Annotated in this window: 25 protein-coding genes and 1 pseudogene; 16 read left to right on the top strand and 10 right to left on the bottom strand. The window is 60.2% G+C overall.

Translation table 11 applies throughout. The features are described 5' to 3' along the window. Nucleotides 1–40 precede the first annotated feature (40 nt). A complete protein-coding gene (cynS, locus tag ACN6NG_RS20580; RefSeq protein WP_049273519.1) occupies nucleotides 41–511 on the bottom strand; it encodes a cyanase in 471 nt (156 codons plus the stop codon). Between the two features lie 26 nt (nucleotides 512–537). After that, entirely contained in the window at nucleotides 538–1,197 is a 660-nt protein-coding gene (locus ACN6NG_RS20575) for a carbonic anhydrase (RefSeq protein ID WP_016500698.1), read from the bottom strand. A 112-nt stretch (nucleotides 1,198–1,309) separates the two neighbouring features. Between ACN6NG_RS20575 and cynR the strand changes: the two genes are divergently transcribed. Next, nucleotides 1,310–2,203, top strand: coding sequence for a transcriptional regulator CynR (gene cynR, locus ACN6NG_RS20570; protein ID WP_474315838.1), 894 nt, complete (start codon nucleotides 1,310–1,312; stop codon nucleotides 2,201–2,203). Nucleotides 2,204–2,283: 80 nt separating this feature from the next. Here the strand turns inward: cynR and ACN6NG_RS20565 are convergent, their stop codons facing one another. Next, on the bottom strand, nucleotides 2,284–2,655 hold the full coding sequence (locus ACN6NG_RS20565) for a hypothetical protein (RefSeq protein ID WP_063425231.1): 372 nt from the start codon (nucleotides 2,653–2,655) through the stop codon (nucleotides 2,284–2,286). Nucleotides 2,656–2,795: 140 nt separating this feature from the next. Between ACN6NG_RS20565 and ACN6NG_RS20560 the strand changes: the two genes are divergently transcribed. Further along, nucleotides 2,796–3,416, top strand: coding sequence for a tyrosine-type recombinase/integrase (locus ACN6NG_RS20560; RefSeq protein WP_474315834.1), 621 nt, complete (start codon nucleotides 2,796–2,798; stop codon nucleotides 3,414–3,416). A gap of 146 nt (nucleotides 3,417–3,562) precedes the next feature. Here the strand turns inward: ACN6NG_RS20560 and ACN6NG_RS20555 are convergent, their stop codons facing one another. From ACN6NG_RS20555 to ACN6NG_RS20540, 4 genes are all read right to left on the bottom strand, one after another. Then, nucleotides 3,563–5,989 carry a TonB-dependent siderophore receptor gene (locus ACN6NG_RS20555; protein ID WP_353457498.1) on the bottom strand — a complete coding sequence of 809 codons (2,427 nt, stop codon included), beginning with the start codon at nucleotides 5,987–5,989 and terminating at the stop codon, nucleotides 3,563–3,565. 146 nt (nucleotides 5,990–6,135) lie between these two features. After that, on the bottom strand, nucleotides 6,136–7,161 hold the full coding sequence (locus ACN6NG_RS20550) for a FecR family protein (protein WP_474315832.1): 1,026 nt from the start codon (nucleotides 7,159–7,161) through the stop codon (nucleotides 6,136–6,138). After that, on the bottom strand, nucleotides 7,158–7,676 hold the full coding sequence (locus ACN6NG_RS20545) for a sigma-70 family RNA polymerase sigma factor (protein WP_049273522.1): 519 nt from the start codon (nucleotides 7,674–7,676) through the stop codon (nucleotides 7,158–7,160). The genes ACN6NG_RS20550 and ACN6NG_RS20545 overlap by 4 nt, the downstream gene beginning before the upstream one ends. A gap of 217 nt (nucleotides 7,677–7,893) precedes the next feature. After that, complete coding sequence (locus ACN6NG_RS20540; protein ID WP_081238017.1) at nucleotides 7,894–8,862, bottom strand: LysR family transcriptional regulator; 969 nt, start codon at nucleotides 8,860–8,862, stop codon at nucleotides 7,894–7,896. A gap of 164 nt (nucleotides 8,863–9,026) precedes the next feature. On the opposite strand from ACN6NG_RS20540, the gene ACN6NG_RS20535 reads away from it, so the two are divergent. The 5 genes and pseudogenes from ACN6NG_RS20535 to ACN6NG_RS20515 all read left to right on the top strand — a co-directional run. Next, on the top strand, nucleotides 9,027–9,335 hold the full coding sequence (locus ACN6NG_RS20535; RefSeq protein WP_229609244.1) for a cupin domain-containing protein: 309 nt from the start codon (nucleotides 9,027–9,029) through the stop codon (nucleotides 9,333–9,335). Between the two features lie 118 nt (nucleotides 9,336–9,453). Beyond that, nucleotides 9,454–11,241 carry a choline dehydrogenase gene (locus ACN6NG_RS20530; protein WP_063425241.1) on the top strand — a complete coding sequence of 596 codons (1,788 nt, stop codon included), beginning with the start codon at nucleotides 9,454–9,456 and terminating at the stop codon, nucleotides 11,239–11,241. A 114-nt stretch (nucleotides 11,242–11,355) separates the two neighbouring features. Then, nucleotides 11,356–12,819, top strand: a complete 1,464-nt coding sequence (locus ACN6NG_RS20525; protein WP_081238019.1) for a purine-cytosine permease family protein — start codon at nucleotides 11,356–11,358, stop codon at nucleotides 12,817–12,819. Next, nucleotides 12,816–13,934, top strand: coding sequence for a class II histone deacetylase (locus ACN6NG_RS20520; protein ID WP_063425245.1), 1,119 nt, complete (start codon nucleotides 12,816–12,818; stop codon nucleotides 13,932–13,934). The genes ACN6NG_RS20525 and ACN6NG_RS20520 overlap by 4 nt, the downstream gene beginning before the upstream one ends. Before the next feature lie 245 nt (nucleotides 13,935–14,179). Further along, nucleotides 14,180–14,677: pseudogene (locus tag ACN6NG_RS20515) on the top strand (AraC family transcriptional regulator); the annotation flags it as partial. 104 nt (nucleotides 14,678–14,781) lie between these two features. On the opposite strand, the gene ACN6NG_RS20510 reads toward ACN6NG_RS20515, so the two are convergent. Beyond that, nucleotides 14,782–16,371 (bottom strand): NCS1 family nucleobase:cation symporter-1, encoded by a 1,590-nt coding sequence (locus ACN6NG_RS20510; RefSeq protein WP_474315827.1) that lies wholly within the window; start codon nucleotides 16,369–16,371, stop codon nucleotides 14,782–14,784. 227 nt (nucleotides 16,372–16,598) lie between these two features. On the opposite strand from ACN6NG_RS20510, the gene ACN6NG_RS20505 reads away from it, so the two are divergent. The 6 genes from ACN6NG_RS20505 (at nucleotide 16,599) to ACN6NG_RS20480 (ending at nucleotide 21,302) form a co-directional block, all read left to right on the top strand. Further along, nucleotides 16,599–17,633 carry a L,D-transpeptidase gene (locus ACN6NG_RS20505; protein WP_063425249.1) on the top strand — a complete coding sequence of 345 codons (1,035 nt, stop codon included), beginning with the start codon at nucleotides 16,599–16,601 and terminating at the stop codon, nucleotides 17,631–17,633. A gap of 85 nt (nucleotides 17,634–17,718) precedes the next feature. After that, the gene (locus ACN6NG_RS20500) at nucleotides 17,719–18,435 is read left to right on the top strand and encodes a murein L,D-transpeptidase catalytic domain family protein (protein WP_474315825.1); all 717 of its coding nucleotides are present in this window, start codon (nucleotides 17,719–17,721) and stop codon (nucleotides 18,433–18,435) included. Nucleotides 18,436–18,626: 191 nt separating this feature from the next. Further along, nucleotides 18,627–19,457 carry a winged helix-turn-helix domain-containing protein gene (locus ACN6NG_RS20495; RefSeq protein ID WP_474315822.1) on the top strand — a complete coding sequence of 277 codons (831 nt, stop codon included), beginning with the start codon at nucleotides 18,627–18,629 and terminating at the stop codon, nucleotides 19,455–19,457. Nucleotides 19,458–19,615: 158 nt separating this feature from the next. After that, nucleotides 19,616–19,915 (top strand): hypothetical protein, encoded by a 300-nt coding sequence (locus ACN6NG_RS20490; RefSeq protein ID WP_240979203.1) that lies wholly within the window; start codon nucleotides 19,616–19,618, stop codon nucleotides 19,913–19,915. A gap of 194 nt (nucleotides 19,916–20,109) precedes the next feature. Further along, the gene (locus tag ACN6NG_RS20485) at nucleotides 20,110–20,664 is read left to right on the top strand and encodes a DUF1090 family protein (RefSeq protein ID WP_474315820.1); all 555 of its coding nucleotides are present in this window, start codon (nucleotides 20,110–20,112) and stop codon (nucleotides 20,662–20,664) included. A 323-nt stretch (nucleotides 20,665–20,987) separates the two neighbouring features. Next, entirely contained in the window at nucleotides 20,988–21,302 is a 315-nt protein-coding gene (locus ACN6NG_RS20480; protein ID WP_063425257.1) for a DUF2388 domain-containing protein, read from the top strand. A 59-nt stretch (nucleotides 21,303–21,361) separates the two neighbouring features. On the opposite strand, the gene ACN6NG_RS20475 is transcribed toward ACN6NG_RS20480, so the two are convergent. Next, the gene (locus ACN6NG_RS20475; RefSeq protein WP_063425259.1) at nucleotides 21,362–22,066 is read right to left on the bottom strand and encodes an SDR family oxidoreductase; all 705 of its coding nucleotides are present in this window, start codon (nucleotides 22,064–22,066) and stop codon (nucleotides 21,362–21,364) included. 97 nt (nucleotides 22,067–22,163) lie between these two features. Beyond that, a complete protein-coding gene (locus tag ACN6NG_RS20470; RefSeq protein WP_197897727.1) occupies nucleotides 22,164–23,057 on the bottom strand; it encodes a LysR substrate-binding domain-containing protein in 894 nt (297 codons plus the stop codon). A gap of 213 nt (nucleotides 23,058–23,270) precedes the next feature. On the opposite strand from ACN6NG_RS20470, the gene ACN6NG_RS20465 reads away from it, so the two are divergent. From ACN6NG_RS20465 to ACN6NG_RS20455, 3 genes are all read left to right on the top strand, one after another. Beyond that, nucleotides 23,271–23,825, top strand: a complete 555-nt coding sequence (locus ACN6NG_RS20465; protein WP_063425263.1) for a helix-turn-helix domain-containing protein — start codon at nucleotides 23,271–23,273, stop codon at nucleotides 23,823–23,825. A gap of 27 nt (nucleotides 23,826–23,852) precedes the next feature. Then, nucleotides 23,853–25,199: a glutamine synthetase family protein gene (locus tag ACN6NG_RS20460; protein ID WP_063425265.1), complete on the top strand. Its 1,347-nt coding sequence runs from the start codon at nucleotides 23,853–23,855 to the stop codon at nucleotides 25,197–25,199. 75 nt (nucleotides 25,200–25,274) lie between these two features. Then, nucleotides 25,275–26,048 carry a gamma-glutamyl-gamma-aminobutyrate hydrolase family protein gene (locus tag ACN6NG_RS20455; protein ID WP_016500676.1) on the top strand — a complete coding sequence of 258 codons (774 nt, stop codon included), beginning with the start codon at nucleotides 25,275–25,277 and terminating at the stop codon, nucleotides 26,046–26,048. Nucleotides 26,049–26,059 lie beyond the last annotated feature (11 nt).

Raw genomic sequence — 26,059 nt, 5'->3', positions numbered from 1 at the left:
GGCCGCAACATTGCGGCCGAGCCCATGTGTTGCAGCCAGATCAGAACGGTTTGGTGGGCAGGTATTTGCCATCCAGGGTGATCACCGCGCGCGAGCCACCCTCGGGGTCTTCGACTTTCTGGATGTCCAGCTTGAAATTGATGGCACTGATGATGCCGTCGCCGAACTTTTCATGAACCAGCGCCTTCAAGGTGGTGCCGTACACCTGCAACATCTCGTAAAAGCGGTAGATGGTCGGGTCGGTCGGGACGCCATTTTGAATGCTGCCGCGCAGTGGCACGGTCTGCAGCATTGCGATGCCGTCCGCGTCGAGGCCGAGCTTGTCACCTACCACCTGGGCGGCGCTCGCCGGCAACGGGTGCTGGCCCAGCAGTGCTGCGGTGACGAACGCTTCGGACAAGCCGGTGCCTTCGGTGATCTGGGAGAACGACAGGTCTTTGCGGGCTTTGGCCAGAAGGATGACTTCGCTCAGGGCAAGGCGGGCGTTCTGGCTGATTTGCGATTGGATCATGGTGTTTCTCCTTGGTTGAAAAATACTTAGGCAACACGCTTGGGTTGATGGGAAACGGCGTGTACTTCGGGGTTGTGGGCGAGGGATACGAACGTGCCTGTACCGCCATCGAAGGCCTCGATCAGCCCGCTTTCGATGTCGTAGATCCAGCCATGCAATGTCACGCGGCCTTCTTCCAGGGCCAGGCGCACCGAGGGGTGGGTCTGGATGTTGGCAAGCTGGGCGATCACGTTTTCGCGCACCATGGCCTCGACCTTGGCCTGCGGGCCGAAATGGTTGCGGGCTTCGTTTACCACTCGTGCGGAATCGGCGTAGCGCAGCCAGCCGGCCACTGCGGGCATGTGGTCCAGGCATTTGCAGGTGGCGATGGCCGTCATGGCACCGCAATCGGAATGGCCGCAGATGACGATGTCGGAAACCTGCAGGGCCGCCACAGCGTATTCCACCGAGGCCGATACGCCTCCAGGCTCGGGGCCGTAGGACGGCACGATGTTGCCTGCATTGCGGATGACGAACAGGTCTCCGGGTTCACGCTGGGTGACCAGCTCCGGCACCAGGCGGCTGTCGGAGCATGAAATGAACAGGGCACGTGGGCTTTGCTGGCTGGCCAGGTCCTTGAACAGTTTGACGCGCTCGGGGTAGGCCTCTTTCTGAAACTTCAGAAACCCGTCGATGATGTCTTTCATGGTTGACTCCTTGAATGACGCGATGTGTTGAAGCAAAGGTTACGCAGCCATTTAAATAAGGTAAAAGTCTGATTTATGATCTAGTAGATCAGTTAATCTTATAGGTGCGTCCATGCTTGCCCGACACATCCAGTACTTCATCGCAGTGGCAAACCATCTCAGTTTCACCCGCGCCGCAGCGGCGCTGCATGTGTCTCAACCGGCCTTGTCGCAGCAGGTCCGGCAGCTGGAAGAGAGCCTCGGCACAACCTTGTTCGATCGCTCCGGCCGTACCACGCGGCTGACGGATGCCGGCGAGGTGTATCTGCGCTATGCCAAGCGGGCCGCGCAAGAACTGCAGGAGGCAAAACGAGCCATTGATGACCTCGGCGATCTGAGCCGCGGGTCACTTAGGGTGGGGGTAACGCCGACATTCACCAGCTATCTCGTGGGCCCGCTGGTTGAAGCGTTCCATGGCCGCTACCCGAACATCACGCTGGTGGTGCGAGAGATCGCCCAAGAGGCGATGGAAGAATTGTTGTTGGCCGACGAGGTTGATGTGGGCATAGCGTTCGACAACGGCCATCATCTGGACCTGGACGCCCAAGCGCTCCTGGTCGAAACCCTCGCGCTGGTGGTAGGCAAGCAGCATCCCCTCGCCACGACGGCCAGTATTGGCCTGGAGGCGTTGAACTCAGAATCGCTGATACTCTTGAGCGCCGAATTTGCCACGCGTGAGCAGATCGACAGCTATTGCCGCCAGCACAACATTCGGCCTCACGTACAAGTGGAAGCCAATACCATCAGTGCGCTTATCGAAGTGGTTAGCAGGACCAAGCTCTCGACCTTGTTGCCGGCCACTATTGCCCTAGCTCACTCGCAGTTGGTCGCTATCGAGCTTGACCAGCAGCGCTTGCAGCGCACTGCTGTTCTGATGCAACGAAAAGGGGTTTATCAAACGGCTGCAGCGAGAGCCTTTGTCGAACTGGCAATGAAAGTGGCCAAGCAACTTGAGGCGCCCGGCTGATCCGCCCGGTTGATGTAGAAGGGCGCGATTGGCTGTTATCGACCCCAAGCAGACATCCGGCTGCTTCTTCAACTGGGAACCTAATAACGGAAAGCCAACACTTCTCCTGCTGCGATGCGTGAGAAAACAACGTGAGGATCTGTTTGGCACCAGTATCTAAAGAAAAAAAGGAGAGGTTCATCCTCTCCAAAAACCTGCGTCACTGGGCTCTCAATTGGTAACACCAGTTTGGGCGCCTCCCATTGCTGTGCGAGAACACCAATTGGTTGGCCTGACGCGCAGATAATCCAGGTAGCTTCATCTCCACTGATGCTGGGCAGGTAGTGCATGGTCTGTATGGCTTCTAACGCTGTACGCAATGTTGCAGTCGGATCCAGCTTGACTGAGTTGGCATGGCTGATCAGATCGTCACCCGCGTGGACGCTGTCTCGATCAATGGCAAGTATCAGCATCATCACCCCCTGAGAAAATTGTATTCAGACTAAACAGCGTATGGGGCTGAACGGGGAGCTGTCCACAGTCTGCTTTTGGCCGTTTAGCGACCGTTGCTCAGACAAGCCATCCTTTTCCTTCCACACATGGAGGATATGTCATGAGCATCATTGCTACCCGCAGCCGTCAGCCCTGGAACAAAGGAAAATTGGTCGGGCAGAAACCCCCGCTAAGACTGAGAAATATCTGGTCTATCCGGGTAAGGCTTCACATTGCAGAAAGAACTCGGGATCTGGCTCTCTTCGATCTGGCCATCGACAGCAAGCTTCGAGCTTGCGACTTAACCAAGCTCCGCGTGCGCGACGTCGCCAACGACGAGCACGTATCATCACGAGCCATGGTCATGCAGCAGAAAACGCAGCGGCCTGTGCAGTTCGAGATTACTGAACAAACACGGTCTGCTGTCGCAGCCTGGATACGTCAGGCCAAGCTACGCAGCGAGGACTGCTTATTCCCTAGCAGACTGAATACCTCTGACCATCTATCCACTCGGCAGTACGCTCGTATAGTCAAAGGCTGGGTGAAAGCCATTGACCTTGATCCAGCCATGTACGGCACTCATACGATGAGACGTACGAAGGCATCACTGATCTATCGCAGGACGAAAAACCTGAGGGCGGTTCAACTGCTGCTCGGCCATACAAAGCTGGAGAGCACCGTTCGATATTTGGGTATTGAGGTCGATGACGCTCTGGAGATGGCGGAACAGACTGAGGTTTGACAATGCATAGCGACGGTCGAGATCAGACCGTCGCTAATCGACCCAAAGCGGCCGTTGGTTCAGATCGGCTAAAAGCCAAGAGTCGCCCTTTAGGCAGTATCTGCCGAAGGGGCGATTCAAAGCGTTCTGAAACGGGCGACTGGAGACTAGTTCTCGTAGCGCAGCGTAACGGCAAAGTTGCGGGGTTCGCCGTAGTAGTTGCCAGTGTCCTGGCTGAAAATCGCGGTGTAGTACTTCTCGTCAAAAACGTTGTTGAGGTTCAGTTGCACGCTGAGGTTCTGGTCAATCCGGAAGTTGGCGTTCAAGTCCACCAGATTGTAGGCGCTCTGGGTAATATCATTCAGGTACAGCTTGCTCTGATGGTAGAGGTTGGCGCCCACTCGCCATTGGTCGAACCCACCGGGCAGTTGATAGGTGGTGGCGGCCTTGAACAGTCGCTGTGGCGAGTTCTCGGTGCCATAGGTGTCGCCCTTGCTGGCGCCGGCCACGTATTTCGGATGGCTGTAGGTGTAGCCCATCGACGCGTTCCAACCGGGCATCAATTCACCTGAAACCTCTGCATCGAACCCGCGGTTGCGCACCTTGGCACCCTCGGTGTAGCACCGCGCATCGCGCGTCGGCCCGCACACGCGCCCGGCCTCGGGCACTACCTGTGGAAGGCCGGTCTGATCCACCTGGAACACTGCAACGGCGGTATTCAAACGTCCATCGAACAGCTCGCTCTTCACGCCAACCTCGTAGTTGCTGCCGGTAGTGGGCTCCAGCAACTTGTTGTCGACACTGTAGGTGCTTTGCATCTTGTAGATCTCGGTGTAGCTGGCGTAGACCGAGGTGTTGTCCGTGAGGTCGTAGACGATGCCGCCGTAGGGAATGACCTTGCGATCTTCCTTGAACCGGTCGGTTTCCCACGGGCCTCGGGTGTCATAGTCGACCCAGCTCAAGCGGCTGCCAAGAATGACGTGCAGATCATCCAGCGGATTGAGGCGCGTGGCGACATAGACCCCCTTGTCCTTGCGCACGTGCCGGCTGGGCGTCAGGCTGCCGACTATCTGCGGCTTGGGGAACGTGGAGGTGTCGAAGTCGAGGATGTCGACGGTGGGGTTCTCACTGGCCGAGCCGGTGACGTACTGCAGCCTGTCGCGCCGCATGTTGGTCCCTATCACCACTTCATGCTTGCGCCCCAGCAGGGTGAATGCGCCGTTGAGCGCCGCGTCGAGGTTGACCTGCTCGTCATCGTAACGGGCACTGTTCGGCCAATACTGCATCGTCGAATCCGTCTCGTAGGTGTGATAGCCAACCTGGGCAAGAAAGTCGGCGTTGGACCAGATCAGGTTGGTGGCGACGGTGAGGTTCCAGTCCTCGTTGAAGCGGTGCTTGATATCGGCGAAGACGTTGCGGTTGATCTTGTCCAGATAGGCCCACTTGCCGGCGAGCGACTTCGAGCGCGAGAAGTTGTACGAGCTGCCGTCCAGGTGGGTAGGCAAACCACCCCAGTCGTAGCCGTTGTTGTTGTCCTGCTGGAAGGACGCCCCCAGCGCGACCGTGGTCGCGTCACTCAGGTCGGCTTCGCCGATGGCGTAGAACAGCTGGTTGTCCTTGCCGGCGTAGTCCTGGTAGCTGTTTTTCGTGTTGTACATCAGCACCGTGCGGCCGCGCAGGGTGCCCTCTGCGTTCAGCGGGCCGCCGACATCGAGCTGGGTGCGGTAGTTGTCCCACGAGCCGGCGCCGATTTCCGCCTTGAGCTGGTATTCACGCGTGGGTCGCTTGCGCACCATGTTGATCGCCGCAGACGGGTTACCTGCGCCTTGCATCAGGCCGTTGGCGCCGCGGACAATCTCCACCCGGTCGTACATGGCCATGTTGTTCACCGACATGACGTCCATCGAGAAACTTTCGGTGACACTGCTCGGCAGGCCATCGAACTGCAGGTCGTCGACCTGGAACCCGCGTGAGTAGTACAGCGGGCGCTCTGTGCCAAACCCTTTGACCGTGCTGATGCCCGTCGCGGCCTTGGCAACGTCTTCCAGCGACTGCATGTTCTGGTCGTCCATCTGCTGGCGCGTGACGACACTGATGGACTGAGGCGTCTCTCGCGGCGAGAGCCCCAACCGGGTTGCGGTACTGGTGAGGCCAGTGGTGTAGGAGCCAGTCCCTTCGGTAGTCGCCCCCAGCCCAAGTGCATTCACATCGGTAGCGCCCAGCTCCAGCGCTGATGAATCCGCCGCTATCTTGCGCAAGGTCAGCGTCTTGTCATTTACGTACTCGTAGCCGTAACCACTGCCTCTGAGCAGTTGCTCGAGCGCCTCGTTGATCGTGTAGGCCCCACGCAGCCCAGCGCTGCGCATTCCGCTTATCTCGTCAGAATTGAAAATGATGCGCAGGCCGGCCTGGTCGGCCAGACGGGTTAGTGCGCTGTCCAGTGGCTGGGCAACAATGGTGAAGACCTGTGTGACAGCGGAGCTTTCTGAAGCCCTGGCCTGGGCCTCGACCGGTGCCAGGAGGCCGAACAAGGCGGCGAATGCCACCGCTTGGCGCAACGACTGTGCGCGGATACGTACGCAGATATGCAGCATGACAGCAACCTTTCCCTAGAGTTGGCTGCGCGACTTTTATGTGAATGATTCGCGCTTCGTCTTTACGACGAAGCGACCTACAGGACCTTGCCAAAGAATTTTCATTTTTTTTGCAAGGCGCTGCGCGGAAGAGAGAGGGTGCGGCGTCAGTCTTTCGGCCGCACCAGGGTGATCAACGGAAACCGGGTGATACGCAGGGGCTGCGTCTGCTCCAGCACGGCCAGGGCAGCCTGTGGATCATCCACCTCGAATATTCCGCTGATGCGCCGGGCCGCCAGCGTCTTATCGGTGAGGTACACAATGCCGGGGATGTACCGGTCGAGCTCGGCGAGCACGTCACCCAGCGGGCGCGCGTTGAAGATCAATTTGCCGCGTTGCCAGGTGGCGACATTCTGCACATCGACCGCCTTGCCCGGCTGCGGCGCCACACCGCGCCGATAGGCCGAGGATTGCCCGGCCGGAAGGCGCAAGCTCTGCCCGCCCGAACTGAGCTGCACGATGCCTTCGCTCACCTGCACGGTCACCTCGTCACCGCGCTGGTTTACATCAAATCGGGTGCCCACGGCCTGCACATCTCCTTGCGCCGCGTGCACGATGAAAGGCCGCGATGGGTCCTTGGCCACCTCGAATAGCGCCTCCCCTTGATACATCGTGATACCGCGTCGGTTTTGGCTGTAGTCCACCGACAACACGGTGTCTGCGTTCATCCAGACAACGCTGCCGTCCTGCAGGCGCACTTCCCGCCGCTCGCCAGCATCGGTCACCTGATCGGCATACAGGGCCGACCAAGGCCGTAGCAGCCCTGCACTGATCATCACCAGCGCCAGGCACGCGGCCAAGCCCACCGCCCACAAGGCGCGTGCGGGTCTGCGCCGCTTGCGCGGGCTTGGGGCGACGAACTGTTGGGCTTTCGGCGTGTGCGCAAATGCCCCCCACAACGCCTCGGACTTTCTGGCGGCCAGGGCATGGGCCTCGGAGCGCTGGCACCAGCGCTCATAGGCCAGGTGGTCGGCTGCAGTAGCCCGGCCGGACTGAAGATGCACCAGCATCTCGATGGCCTGGTCTTCCAGCTCGAAAGGATCAACGGTATCGGTCATGGGTTCTGCAAGCTGAGCAGCATGAGGAGGCGTCGGAGTCTGGGGGGTGGTGTCCGAATAATGCAAGCGGTTCATATCCACTCCTTCTTGCTCAAGGAGTCGCGACAATGACGTACCGCTTGCACGATGTACTTGCCTACAGTGCTCTCGGACACGCCGAGCCTGGTGGCGATCTGGGCATGCGTCAGCCCCTCGAGACGATTGAGCAGCAGCGCCAGGCGAGCGTTGGTGGGCAACTGGTCCATCGCGACATCGAGCTGCGCCAAGGCCTCATCGGTCATCAGCGCCGACTCGGGTGAAGGGCGTGGGTCGCAGACCTCCAGGGCTTGCGACTCGTCGGCATGCAAGGCATTGAACCGCCCCTCGCGCCGCATACGGTCGATGGCCAGGTTGCCGGCGATGCGAAACAGGAACGCGCGCGGCTCCTGGATCGGTTCGCCGGCAGGGAGGTTGACCAACCGCAGGTAGGTGTCTTGCGCTACATCGGCAGCCTGCTCGACGTTGCCCAGCCGCCGAGCCAGGAACGCCATCAGTTCCGCGTAGTGCTCATGGAAGTTGGTCAGCAACTCAGAGGTGCCAATGCGCGACATGCTCAGCCCTACGTCGGTAAACCGGCTCCGCCGGAGAGCGGCGAATACTACACTAACTGAGAAGCATTATTAAATGGGCTTCGAGTGGACTTGACAATGTCGAGCATATCGCTTGGCGAGGGTGACAGGCTGCTGATCAGGCGATGATCGGACCCCACTGCTGGACCCTGATCGCCATCAATGAAGGGCAGCTTTGGGTCGATAGCAGCCCTGACCGCTAACGCCCCATAGCGCAAATCCGGTGACGTTCCATGACCTGAATGCCCTGTTCTGTCAGCGTTTGGCGCACACCCACCTGGTAGCTTTCTATCGCGCCACGCAGCCAGATTTCAAACTTTTGGCTCGCGGGGGAACTTGGCCTTTTGGGTTTGAAGAGGGTGTAGTTCTGCGCGCTAACCAGGCCGAGTGGGTAGGGCACGATCAGCTCACCTGCGCGAATGGCAGGCATGGCCAGGAAGCTGTCGCCGATGGTCAGGCCACCCCCAGATGCCGCGACGGACAGGCACAGGGTGGTTTCGTTGAACATCGTCTGCTGGCGTCGTGCGCCGCCGGGGTCGAGCCGGGTCAGGGCGCACCATTCCTCCCAGATGTCGTAGTTGGCATCGATCAGGTACGGCGCATCGCAAGGCTTGCGGCCTTCGCCTAGGTAGGTCTGGGCGAAGTCGCGGGTGCAGACCAGCAGATCGATCCAGCGGCACAGCTCGGACGCTTCCAGCCCGCCACCGACCTTGGCGCCATGCATGCCATAGAAAATACGGAAGTCGAAATCTTCGTCGAGGCGGAAGGTCGCGTTTTTTTCTGCGGTGATCTCCACGGATATTCCAGGGTTGGCGACCAGGAACTTTCCGACCTGGCCGGCCAGCCAGCTCGAGGCGAAGTCACGGCATACCAGCACCCTCAGCTGTTCGCCCTGGCGTGCCCGGCGACTGATGGTGTCAGTGGTCAGCTGGATCAGCTCGAAGGCTTGTTGCAGGGCCACGAACAGCTCGCGACCGGCCGGTGTCAGGCGGATCACATTGCCGGTACGCATCAGCAGGGAGCAGCCCATGTCGCTCTCCAGTTGCGCAACCTGCTTGGACACTGCGGGGCGTGTGACATGCAGTTCTTGTGCGGCGCACGAAATGCTGTTGAGCCGGGCAACGGCCTCGAAGGCTCGTAGCGCGGTCAGGGACTGGTGCTTTCTCAAGGAGGTGGCTCCGTAACCTGAGGTGACGCAGGCAGAAATCTTGTCACTTGTCTGCATGGAAGCCCGACCCTAGCCTGACTGTCAATCTCAACACGCAAATCCGAGGCTCCATCATGCTCCTTCCGATCCGTTTTTCTTCCACTGGTCCCGCAGGCTGGCAACAATTGCCGAACCAAGCCCTTGAGCATGCCGAGCTCATCGAAGGCCGGCCGATGGGCCTTGACCATGCCTACTTCAGCCGTGGCGAACCGCCGGTGAAATCGGGTATCTGGCGCTGCGAGCCGTATACCGAGCGCTACGAAAGCTACCCGGCCGACGAGTTCATGGTGGTGCTGGAGGGCGAGGTCACGCTGGAGGCGGAAGGCTTCTGCGAAACCTATACCCAAGGTGACTCCTTCCTGGTGCCCAAGGGCTTTCGTGGCACCTGGCGCCAACCAGTGCCGATGCTCAAGTTCTACGTGATCGTCGGCTAGCCAGCCCAGGCCACGCCGCCACGCCTTCAACCCAACCCAGACCCCGAGCCTTGGGCCGGCATTGCCGCGCGAGGTGGGCGGGTCTGTCTCCAGCTATACGACGGTGGGGATCAGTACCATGTCGAATCCTGAGCAAACAGCGTTTTCCAGCCCGCACGACGAAGGGCGCTATGACTACATCATCGTGGGCGCCGGCGCCGCCGGCTGCGTGTTGGCCAATCGCCTTGGCGAAGACCCTGGTGTGCAGATACTGGTGATCGAAGCCGGTGGCAGTGACAACTCGGTCATCGTGTCGATGCCCGCCGCGCTTTCGATCCCAATGAACACCAAGCGCTTCAACTGGGGCATGAAGACCGAGCCGGAGCCTGGCCTGGATGGCCGACAGGTGAACCTGCCCCGTGGCAAGGGGCTGGGCGGCTCCTCGTCGATCAACGGGATGTGCTGGGTGCGCGGCAACCCGATGGATTACGAACTGTGGGAAGCGCTGGGGGCCGAGGGCTGGCGCTGGTCGAACGTGCTTCCTTACTTCCAGCGGCTGGAAAACGTCGAGGGCGGTGGGCTGCTACGCGGGACCCAGGGGCCGATGCGCATCAGCCGGGGGCTTCAGACCAACCCGCTCTACCAGGCCTTCGTCGAAGCCGGCAACGAGGCGGGGTACGCCGTCAGCGACAACATGAACAGTCGCCAGCACGAGGGCTTCGGCCCGATGGAGATGAACGTCGGCGACGGACGTCGCATGAGCGCTGCGCGTGCCTATCTGCGGCCAGCCATCGCCCGCGGCAATGTGCGTGTGATCAAGGGCGGCCTGGTCGACCGGGTGATGTTCGTAGGCCAGCGCGCCAGTGGCGTGGTGTTCTCGGTGGCCGGCAAGCCCGCCAGCGCCATGGCCACGCGGGAGGTGATTCTGTCGGCGGGCGCCATCATGTCCCCGGTGATCCTCAAGCGGTCAGGCATCGGCCCGGCGCAAGAGCTGGCGCAGCATGGCATCGCGGTGATCCACGACGCGCCTGAAGTGGGCGAGAACCTGATGGACCACATGGAACTCTACCTGCAAATGGAGTGCACCCAGCCGGTCAGCCTGTTCCCTACCCAGAGCCTGCTGGGCAAGGCCAGGATCGGGATCGAGTGGCTCGCCACCCGGCGCGGGCTCGGGGCGACCAACCACTTCGAGAGCGGCGGACATATTCGCAGCCGGGCGGGCATCGTTTATCCGGACATCCAGTTTCACTTTCTTCCGTTGGCCATCTCCTATGATGGGCAGACGCTTGCCAAAGGGCATGGTTTCCAGGTGCATGTGGGCACCAAGCGCTCCAAGAGCCGGGGTTGGGTCAGGCTGCGTGACGCCCTCCCGCAGAGCATGCCGCGGGTACGCTTCAATTACATGACCCATGCCGATGATTGGGCGGAGTTCAGGGCGTGCGTGCGCCTGACACGGGAGATCTTCGCCCAGCCGGCCTTCGCGCCCTATCGGGGCCGGGAACTGGCGCCAGGCGCGGCGGTGCAGGACGATGCCGCCATCGATGCGTTTCTCAAGCAGAAGCTTGAAAGCGCCTACCACCCTTGCGGTACCTGCCGCATGGGCAGCGACGCCGCCGCGGTGACCTTCCCGGATGGCCGGGTACGCGGGGTCGACGGGCTGCGTGTGGTGGACGCCTCGCTGATGCCGGCAGCCACCGCTGGCGACTTGCAGGCACCCACCCTGGTGCTGGCCGAGCGATTGTCCGACCTGATCCGAGGTCGTCACCTGCCGGAGGCGCAAGGGGCCGCGTTGTTGGCCGATCCGCAATGGGCCACCCGGCAGCGCGGGCCTGATATCTCCCGCGACTATGCCCGTGAACGCGACCGGTTGGCCGCCGCGCTGCTGGCCAATGCCAAGGGGCAACCGCTGCCGATGGGCGCCGGTTGAGTCAAGGCACCTGGCCCATTACCGCCATCGACCTGTAAGGGAGACCAACGAGCGCTCGATAAATGCAGCATCAATGATGCACCCCTGATCAATCTCACCCAGGAAAACAAGAAAATGAGAATGACATCCAATGGGCAAAGTGCCTCGGTGAGGCCCGCGATCGCGCGGGGCCGGTCCGATGGTGCGGAACGGCGCTCCGTAGATTTCGTGCCGGTGTCTGAGCGTCACGGCAGCGTGCGACATCTCGGTGCGGTGTGGATCGTTGCCAACATCAACCTGACCGCAATGGCGACCGGCGTCACGACACTGGCGCTGGGTGGCCCCCTGTTCTGGACGTTGGTCGCGACCGTGTGCGGCTCGCTGTTCGGCACGCTTTTCATGGCGCTGCATTCCTCGCAGGGGCCGCACTTGGGCCTTCCGCAGCTGGTTCAGTCCCGGGCGCAGTTCGGCTTCTTCGGCGCCGCGATCACGGTATGGGTCTTCGCCCTCGTCAACTACTTCAACTACAACGTCGCCGACGCGATCCTGGCGGGGTCAAGCCTGCATTTTCTACTGGGGATTCCAACCGCCTGGGGGTTCCCGATCGCAGTACTGTTCGCCGGCACCCTGGCGTTGTATGGCTACCGCTGGATCCACCGGGTCAACCGTTTCCTGGTCGTTCCGCTCGGTCTGACGATCGTGGTGCTGACCTTCGCCGCGGTGGCACGCAGCACGATTCCTGCGGGTGTGTTCGAGCCTGGCCCTGTCGAATGGCATGCCTTCGCCACCACCTTCGTCATCGTGGCGGGCTTCCAGCTTGGCTGGGCGCCCTACGTGTCCGACTACTCCCGCTACCTGGCCCCCAGCGTTTCCACGCGCTCGTCGTTCCTGTGGACCTACCTGCCGTCGGCGATCTCGGCGCTCTGGGTGATCGGCCTGGGCTCCTTGCTCGCGGCGGCCACGCCCGGCGCCACAGTCATCATGGCGATCGCGCACGGTGGCGATAGCCTGTTCCCAGGGGGCGGGCACCTTGCGGTCGCGCTGCTGTTCCTCGGCTTGCTGGTGGTGATGGCGCTCAATGCCTATGGCGGCAGCCTGACCCTGATCTCGATCGTCGACTGCTTCCGCCGGGTGCGGCCGTCGCTGGCCATGCGAGCTGTCACGATCGTTGCGATGACGCTGTCGGTATGGGTTGTCGCGGCAATGGTCGGAGAGGACCGGTTCAACGTGTTCTACGGAAACGTCCTGGTATTCCTTGCCTACCTGTTCACACCCTGGACGGCCATCAACCTGGTGGACTTCTACCTCGTGCGCAAGGGGTGCTACTCGATCCGCGAACTGTTCAACCCCGCAGGGATTTATGGGCGATGGGGATGGCAAGGCAATGTCGCCTACCTCGGCGCGCTGGTGGTGATGGTCCCGTTCTTCGTCACGGCGCCCTATACCGGATGGATCGCACGGCAAATGGGGGATATCGACCTCTCGATGTTTATAGGTCTGGTGGCTGCCAGCGCATTTTATCTTCTTACTTCTCGAACCCTTGATCTGGGCAACGAACGTCGCCTGGTGGAAAAGGAACAACAGGACAGCGAGCGATGAACATGAAAACAACCGGCTGGATTTGGGACGAACGCTTTACCACTCACGATACCCGGGCCTGGAGCCTGCCTTGGCAGGAGCCGATCGACCATCCCGAGAAGGGCGATACCAAGCGCCGCTTCGCAAGTCTGGTCACGCGCAGCGGCCTTGAGCAGCAGCTTGTTTCGCTGCCCTTCAGTCCGGCGTCGCAGGCCGACCTGCTGCGGGTGCACACGCCGGCGTATGTCGATCGGATCCTGAATCCGACCGGCCCGGCCTGGAGCGATGCGGGCGATGGTGAGACGCCTGTGGGGCCTGGTTCGGCGGACGTCGCCAGGCTCGCGGCAGGTGCTGTGATCGCGGCGTGCGAAGCGGTCGTGGCGGGTACCGTGAGCAACGCCTACGCACTCATTCGCCCGCCAGGGCACCATGCGGTTGCCGACCAGGGTATGGGTTATTGCATCTTCCACAACACCGCGGTCGGCATCCGCCATCTCCAGCACACTGGCGCGGTGGCACGTGTCGCGATCATCGATTGGGATGTTCATCACGGCAACGGGACCGAGACCCTGTTCTACGACGACCCGTCGGTGTTGACGATCTCCCTTCACCAGGACGGTCTCTACCCCATCGGGCGGGGGAAGGTTGACGACATCGGCGCAGGCGCAGGCATCGGCGCCAACCTCAACATCCCGCTTCCGGCAGGATCTGGGCGAGGTGCATACGTGGGCGCGTTCGAGCGTGTGGTCATCCCTGCGATCCGCCGCTTCCGGCCGGACCTCATCGTGATCGCGAGCGGCTTCGACTCGGCGGCAATGGACCCCTTCGGGCGCCAGCTGCTGCACTCTGAGGCCTATCGTGAGCTGACGACACTGGTGATGCGCCTGGCCGATGAGGTGTGCAAATCGCGGGTTGTGGCCGTGCACGAGGGCGGCTACGACCCGCTCATGGGGCCGTTCTGCGGGCTCGCCGTGGTCGAGACTCTTGCCGGGCGACGCACGGCCGTCGAGGACCCTTGGATCGGCACGGTCGTGAACCTGCCGGAGCAAGCCTTGTTGCCCCACCATGACGCGGCAATACGCGCGTGCGAGCCACTTCTGGCGGGAGTTCCGGCTGGTTGCGAACCTGCCCGATGAGACTGAGCGTAGGTGCCTGAAGTAGGATCAACGGATGTGTCATCACCCCTGCATGAGATCATGCAGGGGTGTTGTTCCATAGCGAGGTTCCCCTCCCCAAAATCAAAATGACGCGGCGTGGCATCAGACGTTGCAACGAGTTCGCCATCGACCCTGGCGAGCACGCCTGCGCCGATGATTTCGCTGACGCTCATGGCCGACCCTCGGGACATCGAGCCTGGCACTTGAAGCGCGATGCTCAGTGCGAACGGATGGACGCCTGGGTACGTATGCTGCGCCTGATGGACAAGCCTGAAGAGATAGCGGCCCTTGCCCGCGTCTATGAGCGCGAGATTCTGTACCGCGTGTTGCAAGGCCCGCATGGCTGGATGCTGCGGGAGATAGCCGCGCCGGATACAGCCCTGGCGAGGGTAAGCCAGGCTATTCAGTTCATACGCCGTGACTTTGCGCAGGCGATCAGAGTTGAAGAGCTTGCACAGCGGGCGGCCATGAGTGTTTCAGCGTTCCACCGGCACTTCAAAGCCGTCACCAACCTGAGCCCGTTGCAGTACCAAAAGCGCGTGCGCTTGCTTCAGGCCCGCACCCTCATGGTGGCCAATGCCAAAAGTGTGATGGCGGCGGCGTTCGAGGTTGGGTATGAGAGCCCCACGCACTTCAGCCGGGACTACGTGCGCCTGTTCGGCTTACCTCCGGCCAAGGACGCGGCACGCATCATGGAAGTGAGCAGGTCTCCAGGTCATTGACCAGTGGTGGATCAGGTGGATCCCGGACGCAGCTCTCACAAAAAGTGCGCTGTGACCGTCTGCTTTGGTCGAAAGCAGCCACACGTGGCTGCTTCCAATCCCGGTCAGTGCTGCGTGCTATCTACCGCAATGCTTTCGCCGGACACTTCCTGGTACCTGGCGCTGCGATTGGCAAGGGCGTAATGAATCAACCCGCCCAAACCAGCTCCGAAGAACCAGGAGAACTGCGACAGCGTCTCGAACGCCGGCACCAGTGCCAGCACGATGGCGATCAGTGCAGCGGGTATGAACGCCGCCACGGCGCGCAGGTTGATCCCGCCGCTGTAGTGATAGGCGCCCTCTGTGCTTTCGCTGTACAGCTGCGGCAGGTTCACCCGGCTGCGCCGTACCAGGTAGTAGTCGGTGACGATGATGCCGTACAGAGGGCCGAGCAGGGCGCCCAGGCCGCCGAGGAAATACACGATCACGGACGGGCTGTTGTACAAGTGCCAGGGCAGGATTACCACCGCGATCGCGGCGCTGAGCAAGCCTGCGCGGCGGAAGTTCAGCAGGTTCGGCGCCAGGTTGGCGAGCACGTAGGCCGGGGCGACGAAGTTGGCCATGATGTTCACTGCCACGGTGACGATCAGGAAGGCCAGGCAGGCCAGTACCAGGCCGGCGGTGTTGGGGATGGCGGCGACGATTTCGGTCGGGCCCTGCACCAGCTTGCCGTCGATGCTGAACTGCGCACCGGCGAGCACTACGGCGATCAGCGCGAAGCCGAGCATGTTCACCGGCAGGCCCCAGAAGTTGCCCACGCTGATGGTGCGCCGGTCCGGGCAGTTACGGGTAAAGTCGCAGAAATTGAGAATCATGGTGCCGTACAGCGAGACCCATAACGCGGCGGCGCCGAGCACTTTCAGCCACATTGTGGAGCCGGTTGGCGCGTTGCCGCTTGACCAGGCAATCGACAGGCCGCTGCGCCAGTACATCCAGCCCGCCAGGCAGGCGAAAGCCACCAGGATGATCGGCCCGGTGATGGACTCGAAGCGGCGCACCATCTCCATGCCGTAGGCGAAGATCGCCACCTGTACGCACCAGATGCCGAGGAAGGTGAGCCAGCCCAGGGTCGACAGGCCGAGGATCGAGTTCTGGTCGTAGGCCTTGAGGTCCGGTGCGATGGCGGTCAGCAGCACGCGCAGGACAACCGAGGCGAGGTAGGTCTGGATGCCGAACCAGGCGATGGCGATCACCGCGCGGATCAGTGCCGGGATCTGCGCCCCATGAATACCGAAGCTGATCCGGCACAGGACAGGGTAGGGCAGGCCGGTCTTCTGGCCCATGTAACCGGACAGGTTCATCAGGCCGTAGATCACCAGTGCGCCGAGCGCGAAGGCGCAGAGGATCTGCGCGCCGCTCATGCCCAGGGCGAACAGGCCGATGGCGAATGAATAGTTGGCGATGTTATGCACATCGTTGGTCCACAGCGCAAACAGGCTGTAGCGCCCCCAGGTGCGATTTGCCGCGCGGGTCGGTGCAAGGTCGGCACTATACAGGCGCGGGCTCAACGCCAGCGGGCTGCGCCCAGCCGTATCGACGGGGAGAGCATCGAGCTGGTCAACATCGGAACGTGAAATCGACGCCATCGGGACTCCATGATGGTTGTGTACTTTTATTTTTGGATTTGTATACAAACAATAATCATACCAACCCATGCGTATGGCCAGATCTAGGGTTCGAGCGCCTTCATCTGGCAAGTTCCATGGCGTGCGCTGCGCTTTTAAGTGGGAATTTTGTGCACATCTACTGTGCACAGTTGTTACCTCCAGCGCCCGGTCTGATCGCGTGGTATTCCGACAGCCTGGGCCGGTGCGTTGAACGTGTGGCTTTGCGGGTCATGTTCCGACTAAGCTGGCGGCAGGGTTCTTTGGGGGGCAATAGGATGTTGCATGTAACGCTTGGACTGGGTCTGTTACTCAGCGCTGCCTTGGTCGAAGCGGCTCCACTGCAGGTGCCCACACCGGCCGCACTCAGGAGCCAGCTTGAAAGCCTCAAGCCTGGCCAGTTTCTCTGGTACCCGCAGGTTTCGCCGGTGGGGCCGGTGACCGTAGTGGTCAGCCTTACCGAGCAACGTGCCTACGTTTATCGCAATGGCATTGCCATCGGCGTCAGTACCGTGAGCAGCGGCAAGCCAGGGCGGGAAACCCCCACCGGGGTATTCAGCATTCTGCAGAAGAAGGTCGAGCACAAGTCCAGCCTCTACAACAGCGCACCGATGCCCTACATGGAGCGCCTGACGTGGGACGGCATTGCCCTGCACGCAGGCCATCTACCGGGGTACCCCGCCTCGCATGGTTGCGTGCGCCTGCCGATGGACTTTGCCAAGAAGCTGTACGAAGTCACCGGTTTCAGTTCGACCACCGTTATCGTTTCCGATACCAGCAGTGCCCCGGTGGAGGTCTACCACCCCGGCGTGCTGGCGCCCACGGTCAGCGATGGCAAGGCCCAAGGCCCGCTGATGCTGAGCAACCAGCAGTTCTGGAACGACCCAGACCCCACGGCAGGGCCCCTGTCTATCCTGATCAGCCGCGCCGACTTGCGTGCCTACGTGTATCGCGGTGGCCAGTTGGTCGGCTCGGCGCCAGCACTTTCGCCTGAAGGCAGCCAGCATCGCAGTGGTATGGCGGTGTATTCCCTGCTGCAAAAACCATCCGCCCTGGCACTCGATGGCGCGCTACCCTTACGGTGGTCGGTGGTGGGCCTGAGCAACCCGGAGTACGGGAATACCCCCTATGAACAACTGGGGCAACTGAACATCAACCCGGAGTTTCGCCGTCACTTACGCACGGCGATGGACGTCGGCACGATGTTGGTGATCACCGACTGGGCGTCGACCCGGGAGACCCGCACCGAAGGAAAATTCACGGTGATCAGCACCGAAGGCAGTGAAGAATCTAAACCATTGGTCAAGAAGTGATCGGCTTTCCTGAGGTAATCAAGCAAAGTAGCCGCTTTTGGCTGCAAACAAGGCAAGAAAAGACAGGTTTTCAACAGGGTATTCAATGTCGATGTTCGAACCATTGCGGGGAGCCTTCCGGTTCTCAGCGGCCAGTATTGGCCTGTTTTTACTCAGCGCCTGGCATGCTGCCTACGCGCAACCCCTGCCTAGCGCTGCCGAGCTGCAGCAGTTGGCGCCTAACGCCAGCCTTTCGACCCTGGCCCTGGCACTCACCGCCTACGCGTGCGCCAGTCACAGCGACGCGGACAAGTTGCTGACGGTGATCGATTACTCCAAGGCTTCGCGTGACAAACGCCTGTGGGTGTTCAACCTGCGCGCCAGGAAGCTGTTGTTCGAGGAGTGGGTCGCCCATGGCAAGAACAGCGGCGCTGATGTGCCGACCACGTTTTCCAATGTGCCGAACAGCTACCAGTCCTCCATCGGCCTGTACGAGACGGGGCAGACCTACAGCGGCAAGCATGGCCGCTCGCTGCGCCTGCAGGGGCTTGAGCCGGGGTTTAACGATAACAGCATGTCGCGGGCGATCGTGATGCATGCCGCTGCGTATGCCGACCCCAAGGTCGTACCCGGCCTCGGGCGCCTGGGGCGCAGCCAGGGCTGCCCAGCCGTGCGGCCAGCAATTGCTGGCAAGCTGATCGAAACGCTGCAACGCGGCAGCTACGTGTTTGCCTATTATCCGCAGCAAAACTGGCTGAAAACATCGCGTTTTCTTAACGCCCAGAGCTGCCCGCTGGCCAATCAGTCGGTCGCCAGTAAATAGCGCCTTCGCTGCGTGCCTCGGGTCAGGTCAGGTCGCGCTTTTGACCTGCTGGCCATCAACCCGTCGCTTGCCGCATAGGCTGGTTGTGAAGTCAGTGATGATATTATGCGTGTCGCAGCGGGACAGTGGCGGCTGGCTAGCCGGAAGGTTGTCATTGTGCTGGCGCAAGTCATTGGCCGTGGAGGGTATTGATGGAGGTCTGTTACGACGCGGAACGGATGACGCTGAGTTGTGCTCAGTTATCAACAACTTTAGGCAGTAACGAAAGCGATATGTTGCTTGCCCTGATAGCAGGCATTACTGATAAAGAGGCGATAATTTCCCAGGTATGGGGTGGCCGGGGCTTGGTTGTCTCTGACAGCAGTTATTACAAGACAGTGCATGCGCTTCGTTCGAAGCTTGTTGATGTTGGTGTGCCTCGAGACAGTTTGAAAACATTGCCTAAGCGCGGTTTGATACTTCTGTGTGAAATCACCATGGTTTCCGCGGGCGCTGCAGTTGAACGGGACATGCCATTGCACCTCGAGCAAGTCTGGCCGCCAGCATCAACAGGCGCCAGTGAGCAACCCGTTGGCAATGACAGCAAGCAAACCGGCTCAAGTGAGGCTGCATCTGGCAAGGCGGAGCTCGCTGAAGAAAGGCAGACCTCTGTTATTGCCCCCCTTCCATTGCGTGACGGATGGATAAGAAGAAATAGCCATTTGTTTTTGCCGGTCCTCGCTTTTCTAGGTGCGTTGCTCCCTGTCATCTATGCCTACCTGATGTTTCACAAGCCGCCGGACTTGGAAGCCTGGAAGCGTGTATGGGAAGGGGAAGGAGCAACGCTGTACGCCGAGCAGAGTGAAAGTATGTCTAAGGATGATGTATTAACGGCGATGGCCGGGTTCGAGCCGGCGCTGGTATTGAAAGATAGCAATTATTATGTCCGCAAGCCTCTCAGTCAATTACTCATAAGCTGTGTAAAGCCTGAAAGCCACGGGGAGGCATTGTGCGTAAATTATCTGCGCGTTGGAAAAAAGTGATTGGCCTCACGTCACTTCTATCGGTAATAATCTTTGCAGGGTTGATAAGCAAGTATGTGATATCGGTATACAGGGATATTCCTCGGGCCCCGTGCAGTGCCTCCATTGACTTTGTCCACGTGGAAGAGGGGGAGGGGCTTTGGCGCGGCGTTGGAGATATGACGATCGACCCCAATGAAGGGGCGATTTATGTCTATTACCATGTGACAACCCCGCACGGTGTGAAATATTTGTACGACAGACGCTTCGAGTTGTCGATGACGCACCTGGATACCTCGCGGTATCTCTTCAAGACTCGTTCTATTTCAACATTCGATGGCGATACGGCGGGAAGTAATATTCCATTCATGGCCCGTGGTTTTCAAGGGGGCATCATGACCTTTAATGCGTTCTCGGATTTTGAGTACTATTTTAATGTGAATAACCTGGTGGTGGGGGTGTGCCACGTGCCGCGTTAGTGAATGTCGCGCGGCTTGGGCAGGTGCTCGTCCGTTGCCCGGGGGCTGAATTATCAGGGCAGGGTGGCGGTGCACAGGCGTTTGGTAAGAAAAAGTAAGGGCCAGGCGCCTGTTGAGATGGATAAGTAAGGCCAAGTAAGGTTGAAGTAAAGCCGGTCGCGTCATCGCGAGGTACTGTGCTGCTCAGGTTGAGCATGGTGCTCGATGGTCTGTACGTTCAAGTACTCATGGCAGCGCAGGTCTTGTTGGCGTTGCTGTGCGATGTGGCAAATTTCAGGTTTACAAGGCTTTCAGGTATGCATGGGCGAAGTGTTGTTGGCAAGCATGTAGAAGGGTATCCGTACAGGAAACACGCGCTGGGTATTCGTAGCGTGGGGGTAGCGCCTTTTTTATTGGGTGTATTCGCTGTGTTTGCAGTGTGTGACCTGTCTTTGGCTGAAGATACAAAGAGCTGTGAACAGCGCAGGGACGAGATTGCTCACGAAAGGGAACAGGCAATACGGTATGGGAATATATACCAGCAGAGAGGGTTGGAAGCTGCGTTGTCTCGGGTTCAGCGGTACTGCCGTGATGATGAGCCGAGCCAAAAAGAAGAACAATTGTCTCGCGCACTGAAAGACGTTCACCGCAGGGAGGACCAGCTGGAAGCTGCGATAGAGTCCGGGTCTGCCAGAATGATTGAAAGATACAAAAGAAAACTGGAGCAAGCGCAGGAGCGACTGCGTAGCGTTTCAGGGGAAGAAAAGTAGTTGCATTTTTTTAGTGAGCGATGATCACTGGGGCGTTTGATGAAGTCATTGATGTGTATGTGCCCGCTTTTATTTTCCTTTCTTGTTTCCGGTTGTACCGCGAGTGATTGGATTGAGGTGGCGGGCGGTGTCATGCAAGGGCGTGACGATTACATTAAATCCCAGCGTGCTGAGCGCTTGAAGCGTGCTAATAATGCTGCGATGCGTATGAAGGGGAGAAACGTTGTTGAGTAATGCAATTAAATGGCTCGCGGGTGAGTGTAGTGAAGCGAAGGGTTGACGACGCTAACACTACTTCGGGTATTTTCCATTCAGGTTTAATAATGCGCTATATATTTTCCTTGTCCATCTGTTGTTTTTTGGTTTTTTCCAGTCCTGCGATGGCGATGAATGATTTCTGGGCCGAAACCCTCATCTCCAGCACGAGCACTTCAACCACCTACTTGACCTCGCGAGATAAAAAGCTGATAGCAGCAACTCGAGATGATGCCAGCAGCTTTGTTGCGAGCGATGGCAATATCAAGGGGGTTTACCTTGAAGCTGCGATGGATGAATTTCGACAATCCCATCCGGACATAGCTATCAGTGACATCGCCTTGGCTCAATTCATACTGGCCTACGAGCAGGATTACCCTTGAAGAACACCCATGTTGCATAAACCGAAGACCGCAGCAGCGCACACTGCGGCCACAGGCAATCACACGCTGCGCGTCAGGCCGCCGTCTACCTTGATGTTCTGCCCGGTGATATAGGCAGCGCCTTCGCTGGCGAGAAACGCGATGGTGGCGGCGATTTCCTCGCTGGTGCCATAGCGTTTGAGCGGCACGCTGTCGCGGCGTTGTTCGGTGCCTGGCAAGCTGTCGATCCAGCCGGGGAGGACGTTGTTGATGCGCACGTTATCCCCGGCAAAATTGTCGGCGAAGATCTTGGTGAAGGCGGCCAGGCCCGAACGGAATACAGCAGAGGTCGGGAACAGCTCATTCGGCTCGAATGCCCAGGCGGTGGAAATGTTGATGATCACGCCACCCTTCTGGCGTTGCATGTAAGGCGTTACCAGGCGAGTAGGGCGAATGACATTCAGCAGGTAGGTGTCCATGCCCTTGTGCCAGTCTTCGTCACTGATTTCCAGGATCGGCGCGCGCGGACCATGGCCGGCGCTGTTGACCAGCACGTCGACGCGGCCCCACTTTTCCACCACGGCGTCGACCAGGCGTTTCAGGTCATCAACCGACTGGTTGCTGCCGGTTACGCCAATGCCGCCAAGCTCGGCAGCCAGTGCTTCGCCCTTGCCCGAAGAGGAAAGGATGCCAACCTTGAAGCCGTCAGCGGACAGGCGCCGTGCTGCTGCCGCGCCCATACCGCTGCCACCGGCCGTGATAATCGCAACTTTTTCTACTGACATACTGCCTCCAACGTGGACGGTTGATTGCTTAGGTGCAACCACCTTAGCAGTAGCCCCAGCGGTGAGGGAGGCAGCCAAACTTTACCGTAGCAGTAGATTAACTATTGTCAGCCTGTTGCTTGAGCCAGCGCTGCACAACGCCTAGCGACTCAGGCTGCTGCAGCTTGCGTGGCCACACCAGATAGAACGACTTATCGAGCTTGAGCTGCTGACCGAAGACCTGCACCAGCCTGCCCGCAACGATTTCATCGCTGACGAACGCCAGGCTGGCCAAAGCAATACCTTGACCACTGATGGCCGCGTCGATGGCCAATGAAGTCTGATTGAACCGCAGGTTTTTCGCAGTCGGTTGGGTGTGTTGCGGGAACACTGCCGCAAGGTACTGAGGCCAGAAATTATGGGCATCGTGGAGCATGATGAATTCTTGAAGCTGGGCAAAGCTGGCAGGGGCATGAGTGCCATCAAACAGCTTTGGGCTGGCCACGGCAACGATGCGCTGCTCCATCAGCAGTTCGCTGTTCAAACCCGCGCCGATTTCAGGCTTGCCATAGCGCACTGCGATGTCCACGCCATCGGTGCTGAAGTGCGACAGCCGATCTGTGGCCAGCACACGCAGATCAATGTCTGGGTAGCTTTGCGCAAAGCTGCCCAGCCTCGGAATAAGCCATTTAGAGGCAAAGGTAGGGGTAACGCTGACCGTCAGGTGCGACGTCTGCGGCCGGAGCAGGCGGGTTGCCTCATCGATCATCGCCAAGGCGCTGCGAATGCTGGTGCTGTAACCCAGGCCCGCATCGGTCAGCGCCAGGCCCCGGGGCAGGCGCTCGAACAGGCGAAGGTTCAGGTTCGCTTCCAGCCCGCGTATCTGTTGCGCGACTGCTGCCTGGGTTACACCCAGCTCCTCGGCAGCCAGGCGGAAGTTCAGGTGGCGGGCAACCACTTCAAACACGCGTAACGCGTTAAGCGGGGGCAATTCAGGGAAACCGTTTGGCATGACGAGGGCAATGGCCGGGCTGGGAAGATTCACCGCCGAGGCTACTCCCTGAGCACCTTTAAAGAAACCCGCGGCACCGTTGCCAATCCGGATCCTTGCACCCCAAACCCTCTGTTCGCTGCTGCACAAATTCAGGGTTCGGCTTGACTCGTGAAAATTTTCATGTAATTTTTCATGAAAAATAAATCTAAAAATTTCACGGCAGCCCAATCGATGAAGATGCACGAAGAGGTTGAAGCCCTCGCGATCCTTATTCACGACCTGCGCAAATTCAAGAACCTGACCCTGGGCGAGCTGGCCGAGCGCATCAACCGCTCGGTCGGCTTCCTTTCTCAGGTCGAACGCGGTGTTTCGCGCCCTACCGTGGCGGACCTCACTGCCCTCAGCGAAGCGCTCGGCGTATCCACCGCGTACTTCTACAACCTGAGCAAGCCCCGCAGCATTGGTTGGGTCACGCGCCCCCACGAGCGGCGCACGCTGTACCTGGAGTCGGGCATTACCGATGTGCTGGCTTCGCCCACCATCGCCGGTGCCTTTGCCATGCTCGACAGCCATCTGGAGCCAGGCGCCACCAGTGGCGAGGCGTACCTGAGTGACCGTTCCGAACAAGGTTGTTTCGTGCTTGAGGGTGAACTCACGGTATGGCTGGACGACGGCGAGGCCGTGACCCTGCAGGCCAACGACTGCTTCCAGGTGCAACCCCACGCGCAGTTCCGTTACGCCAACCTGACGGCAAAACCCACCCGCGTGCTCTGGGTCTTCAATTGAATTCGTTCACCTCACAAGGATAAGAAGATGAGTGTCATCTTTGCGGATCTGCTGGCCGAAGTGCGCTCGTTCCGAGCGGAGCACCCAGAAATTCGTTATGTCGACCTGATTGCGCTGGATATCCCCGGGCACTTCTACGGCAAGCGCTACCCCATGGACATGCTGGAAAAGGTTGCAGCGGGCGCGCCGCTGAAGCTGCCGCAGAACTGCGTGTTGTTGGGTACCCAGGGTGGCCTTTACCCGATTGGCGATTACTGCTTTGCCGACGGCGACCCGGATGCTGCCCGGCGCCTGGTGCCGGGTACCCTGAAGCCGGTGCGCTGGGAAAAGGAAGTGATTGCCCAGATGCTCATCACCTCCGACGGCACCGCCAAGCCTATCGAGTTCGAGCCCCGTGAAGTGCTGGCCCGCGTGATTCAGCGCCTGGCCAAACGCGGCATACGCCCGGTGGTGGCTTTCGAGCTGGAGTTCTACCTGTTCGACCGCAAGCTCGACAACGGCCTGCCACAGTACCCGCGGGACACGGCGACCGGGGACGAGGACGACCAGCCGAACATGCACATCGAGCGGCTTTCACGCTTCTCGTCGGTGCTGCACGAGATGGTCGATGGCGCCAACGAGCAGGGCGTGCCGGCAAACGTCATCACCGCAGAGCTGGGCCCTGGCCAGTTCGAGATCAACTTCTCCCACAGCGACGATGCCCTGAGCGCGGCGGACTGGTCGGCGCTGTTCTGCCGCAGTACCCGCGGTATCGCCATGAAGCACGGCTACCGTGCCAGCTTCATGAGCAAGCCGTACCTGGACGCGCCGGGCAGCGGCATGCATGTGCACGTCAGCCTGTATGACGCTGGCGGCAACAACATCCTGGCCGGCGCTGAACAGCGCAAGCTGCGCCATGCGGTGGCGGGGTGCCTGGAGCTGCTGCCGCACTGCATGCCGATCTTCGCCCCCAACCACAATGCTTACCGGCGCTACGGCGCCATGGTGAACGCGGCGAGCAAGGCCAGCTGGGGCTTCGAAGACCGTGATGCGTGCATTCGCATCCCCGAGTCCGACCCGCGCAACCTGCGCATCGAACACCGCATCGCCGGTGCCGATGCCAACCCGTACCTGGTGTTGGCGGCGATCCTGACCGGCATGGAGCATGGCCTGGACCGCGGCGTCGAGCCCATCGCCCCGCTGAACGAAAACCGTCAGAGCGGCATCGACTTCCCCAAGGATGCCCTCAGCGCCCTGGCCGCCATGCGTCACCACCCGGTGGTCAACGAAGGCTTGGGCAGTGAGTTCGTGATGGTCTATTGCGAAAACAAATACCAGGAGCAACTGGACTTCATGCGCCACATCGATGCCCGCGAATACCGCTGGTTCCTGTAGGTGCCGAAGTTCGCACTGCGACGCTGCACCCTCCCTTTCAACACAACGCGCAATATGGATTTGCCGGAGGAAGATATGCCACGTGTGCCCGTTATCGGCATTACCGCATGCACCAGCATGATCGAGCTGCATGCAACCCAGACCATCAGCGAGAAGTACGCACGCGCGGCAGCCAAGGCAGCGTGTGGGCTGCCCATCGTGATTCCCAGCCTCGGTGAACTGATGGACAGCGCCGATATTCTCGACGTGGTGGATGGGCTGATCTTCACCGGTTCGCCGTCCAACATCGAGCCGTTCCATTACAACGGCGCGGCCAGTGCAGCGGGCACTCATCACGACCCGCTGCGTGATGCCACCACGTTGCCGCTGATGCGTGCGGCCATCGCCGCCGGCGTGCCGGTGCTCGGCATTTGCCGTGGCTTCCAGGAAATGAACGTGGCACTGGGCGGCACCCTGCACCAGAAGGTCCACGAGACCGGTGTGTTCATGGACCACCGCGAAGGCAAGGGTGAGCCCATCGACAAACAGTATGGGCCGCGCCACACCATGCATGTAGAGCCCGGTGGCCTGCTCGACCGCATGGGCTTGCCGGCGGTCTTCGACGTCAATTCCATCCATGGCCAGGGCATCGATGTACTGGCCCCCGGGCTACGGGTGGAAGCGCTGGCACCCGATGGCCTGGTGGAAGCGATTTCGGTCGAGAACGGCAAGGGGTTTGCCCTGGCCGTGCAATGGCACCCCGAGTTTCAGGTCATGGACAACCCGCATTACCTGACCATCTTCCAGTCGTTTGGCAAGGCCTGCCGGCATCGCTCGGTATTGCGCCAGAGGCTGTTGCTGTCGGCCTGAACACCGACCGT

The sequence above is a fragment of the Pseudomonas sp. TSO6 genome (assembly GCF_056098905.1).
Note: the sequence above shows the minus strand (reverse complement) of the source record. Positions and strands in the feature narration are given on the sequence as shown.

Excerpts from the sequence above, each read along its gene's own strand:
- ACN6NG_RS20565 (WP_063425231.1), bottom strand. The coding sequence starts at position 2,655 with ATGCTGATACTTGCCATTGATCGAGACAGCGTCCACGCGGGTGACGAT.
- ACN6NG_RS20575 (WP_016500698.1), bottom strand. The coding sequence starts at position 1,197 with ATGAAAGACATCATCGACGGGTTTCTGAAGTTTCAGAAAGAGGCCTAC.
- ACN6NG_RS20475 (WP_063425259.1), bottom strand. The coding sequence starts at position 22,066 with ATGTCAGTAGAAAAAGTTGCGATTATCACGGCCGGTGGCAGCGGTATG.
- ACN6NG_RS20480 (WP_063425257.1), top strand. The coding sequence starts at position 20,988 with ATGCGCTATATATTTTCCTTGTCCATCTGTTGTTTTTTGGTTTTTTCC.
- ACN6NG_RS20460 (WP_063425265.1), top strand. The coding sequence starts at position 23,853 with ATGAGTGTCATCTTTGCGGATCTGCTGGCCGAAGTGCGCTCGTTCCGA.
- ACN6NG_RS20560 (WP_474315834.1), top strand. The coding sequence starts at position 2,796 with ATGAGCATCATTGCTACCCGCAGCCGTCAGCCCTGGAACAAAGGAAAA.
- ACN6NG_RS20545 (WP_049273522.1), bottom strand. The coding sequence starts at position 7,676 with ATGTCGCGCATTGGCACCTCTGAGTTGCTGACCAACTTCCATGAGCAC.
- cynS (WP_049273519.1), bottom strand. The coding sequence starts at position 511 with ATGATCCAATCGCAAATCAGCCAGAACGCCCGCCTTGCCCTGAGCGAA.
- ACN6NG_RS20490 (WP_240979203.1), top strand. The coding sequence starts at position 19,616 with ATGACGATCGACCCCAATGAAGGGGCGATTTATGTCTATTACCATGTG.
- ACN6NG_RS20550 (WP_474315832.1), bottom strand. The coding sequence starts at position 7,161 with ATGAACCGCTTGCATTATTCGGACACCACCCCCCAGACTCCGACGCCT.
- ACN6NG_RS20455 (WP_016500676.1), top strand. The coding sequence starts at position 25,275 with ATGCCACGTGTGCCCGTTATCGGCATTACCGCATGCACCAGCATGATC.
- ACN6NG_RS20470 (WP_197897727.1), bottom strand. The coding sequence starts at position 23,057 with ATGCCAAACGGTTTCCCTGAATTGCCCCCGCTTAACGCGTTACGCGTG.
- ACN6NG_RS20525 (WP_081238019.1), top strand. The coding sequence starts at position 11,356 with ATGAGAATGACATCCAATGGGCAAAGTGCCTCGGTGAGGCCCGCGATC.
- ACN6NG_RS20555 (WP_353457498.1), bottom strand. The coding sequence starts at position 5,989 with ATGCTGCATATCTGCGTACGTATCCGCGCACAGTCGTTGCGCCAAGCG.
- ACN6NG_RS20530 (WP_063425241.1), top strand. The coding sequence starts at position 9,454 with ATGTCGAATCCTGAGCAAACAGCGTTTTCCAGCCCGCACGACGAAGGG.
- ACN6NG_RS20495 (WP_474315822.1), top strand. The coding sequence starts at position 18,627 with ATGGAGGTCTGTTACGACGCGGAACGGATGACGCTGAGTTGTGCTCAG.
- ACN6NG_RS20485 (WP_474315820.1), top strand. The coding sequence starts at position 20,110 with ATGGTGCTCGATGGTCTGTACGTTCAAGTACTCATGGCAGCGCAGGTC.
- ACN6NG_RS20465 (WP_063425263.1), top strand. The coding sequence starts at position 23,271 with ATGAAGATGCACGAAGAGGTTGAAGCCCTCGCGATCCTTATTCACGAC.
- ACN6NG_RS20500 (WP_474315825.1), top strand. The coding sequence starts at position 17,719 with ATGTCGATGTTCGAACCATTGCGGGGAGCCTTCCGGTTCTCAGCGGCC.
- ACN6NG_RS20510 (WP_474315827.1), bottom strand. The coding sequence starts at position 16,371 with ATGGGTTGGTATGATTATTGTTTGTATACAAATCCAAAAATAAAAGTA.
- ACN6NG_RS20520 (WP_063425245.1), top strand. The coding sequence starts at position 12,816 with ATGAACATGAAAACAACCGGCTGGATTTGGGACGAACGCTTTACCACT.
- cynR (WP_474315838.1), top strand. The coding sequence starts at position 1,310 with ATGCTTGCCCGACACATCCAGTACTTCATCGCAGTGGCAAACCATCTC.
- ACN6NG_RS20505 (WP_063425249.1), top strand. The coding sequence starts at position 16,599 with ATGTTGCATGTAACGCTTGGACTGGGTCTGTTACTCAGCGCTGCCTTG.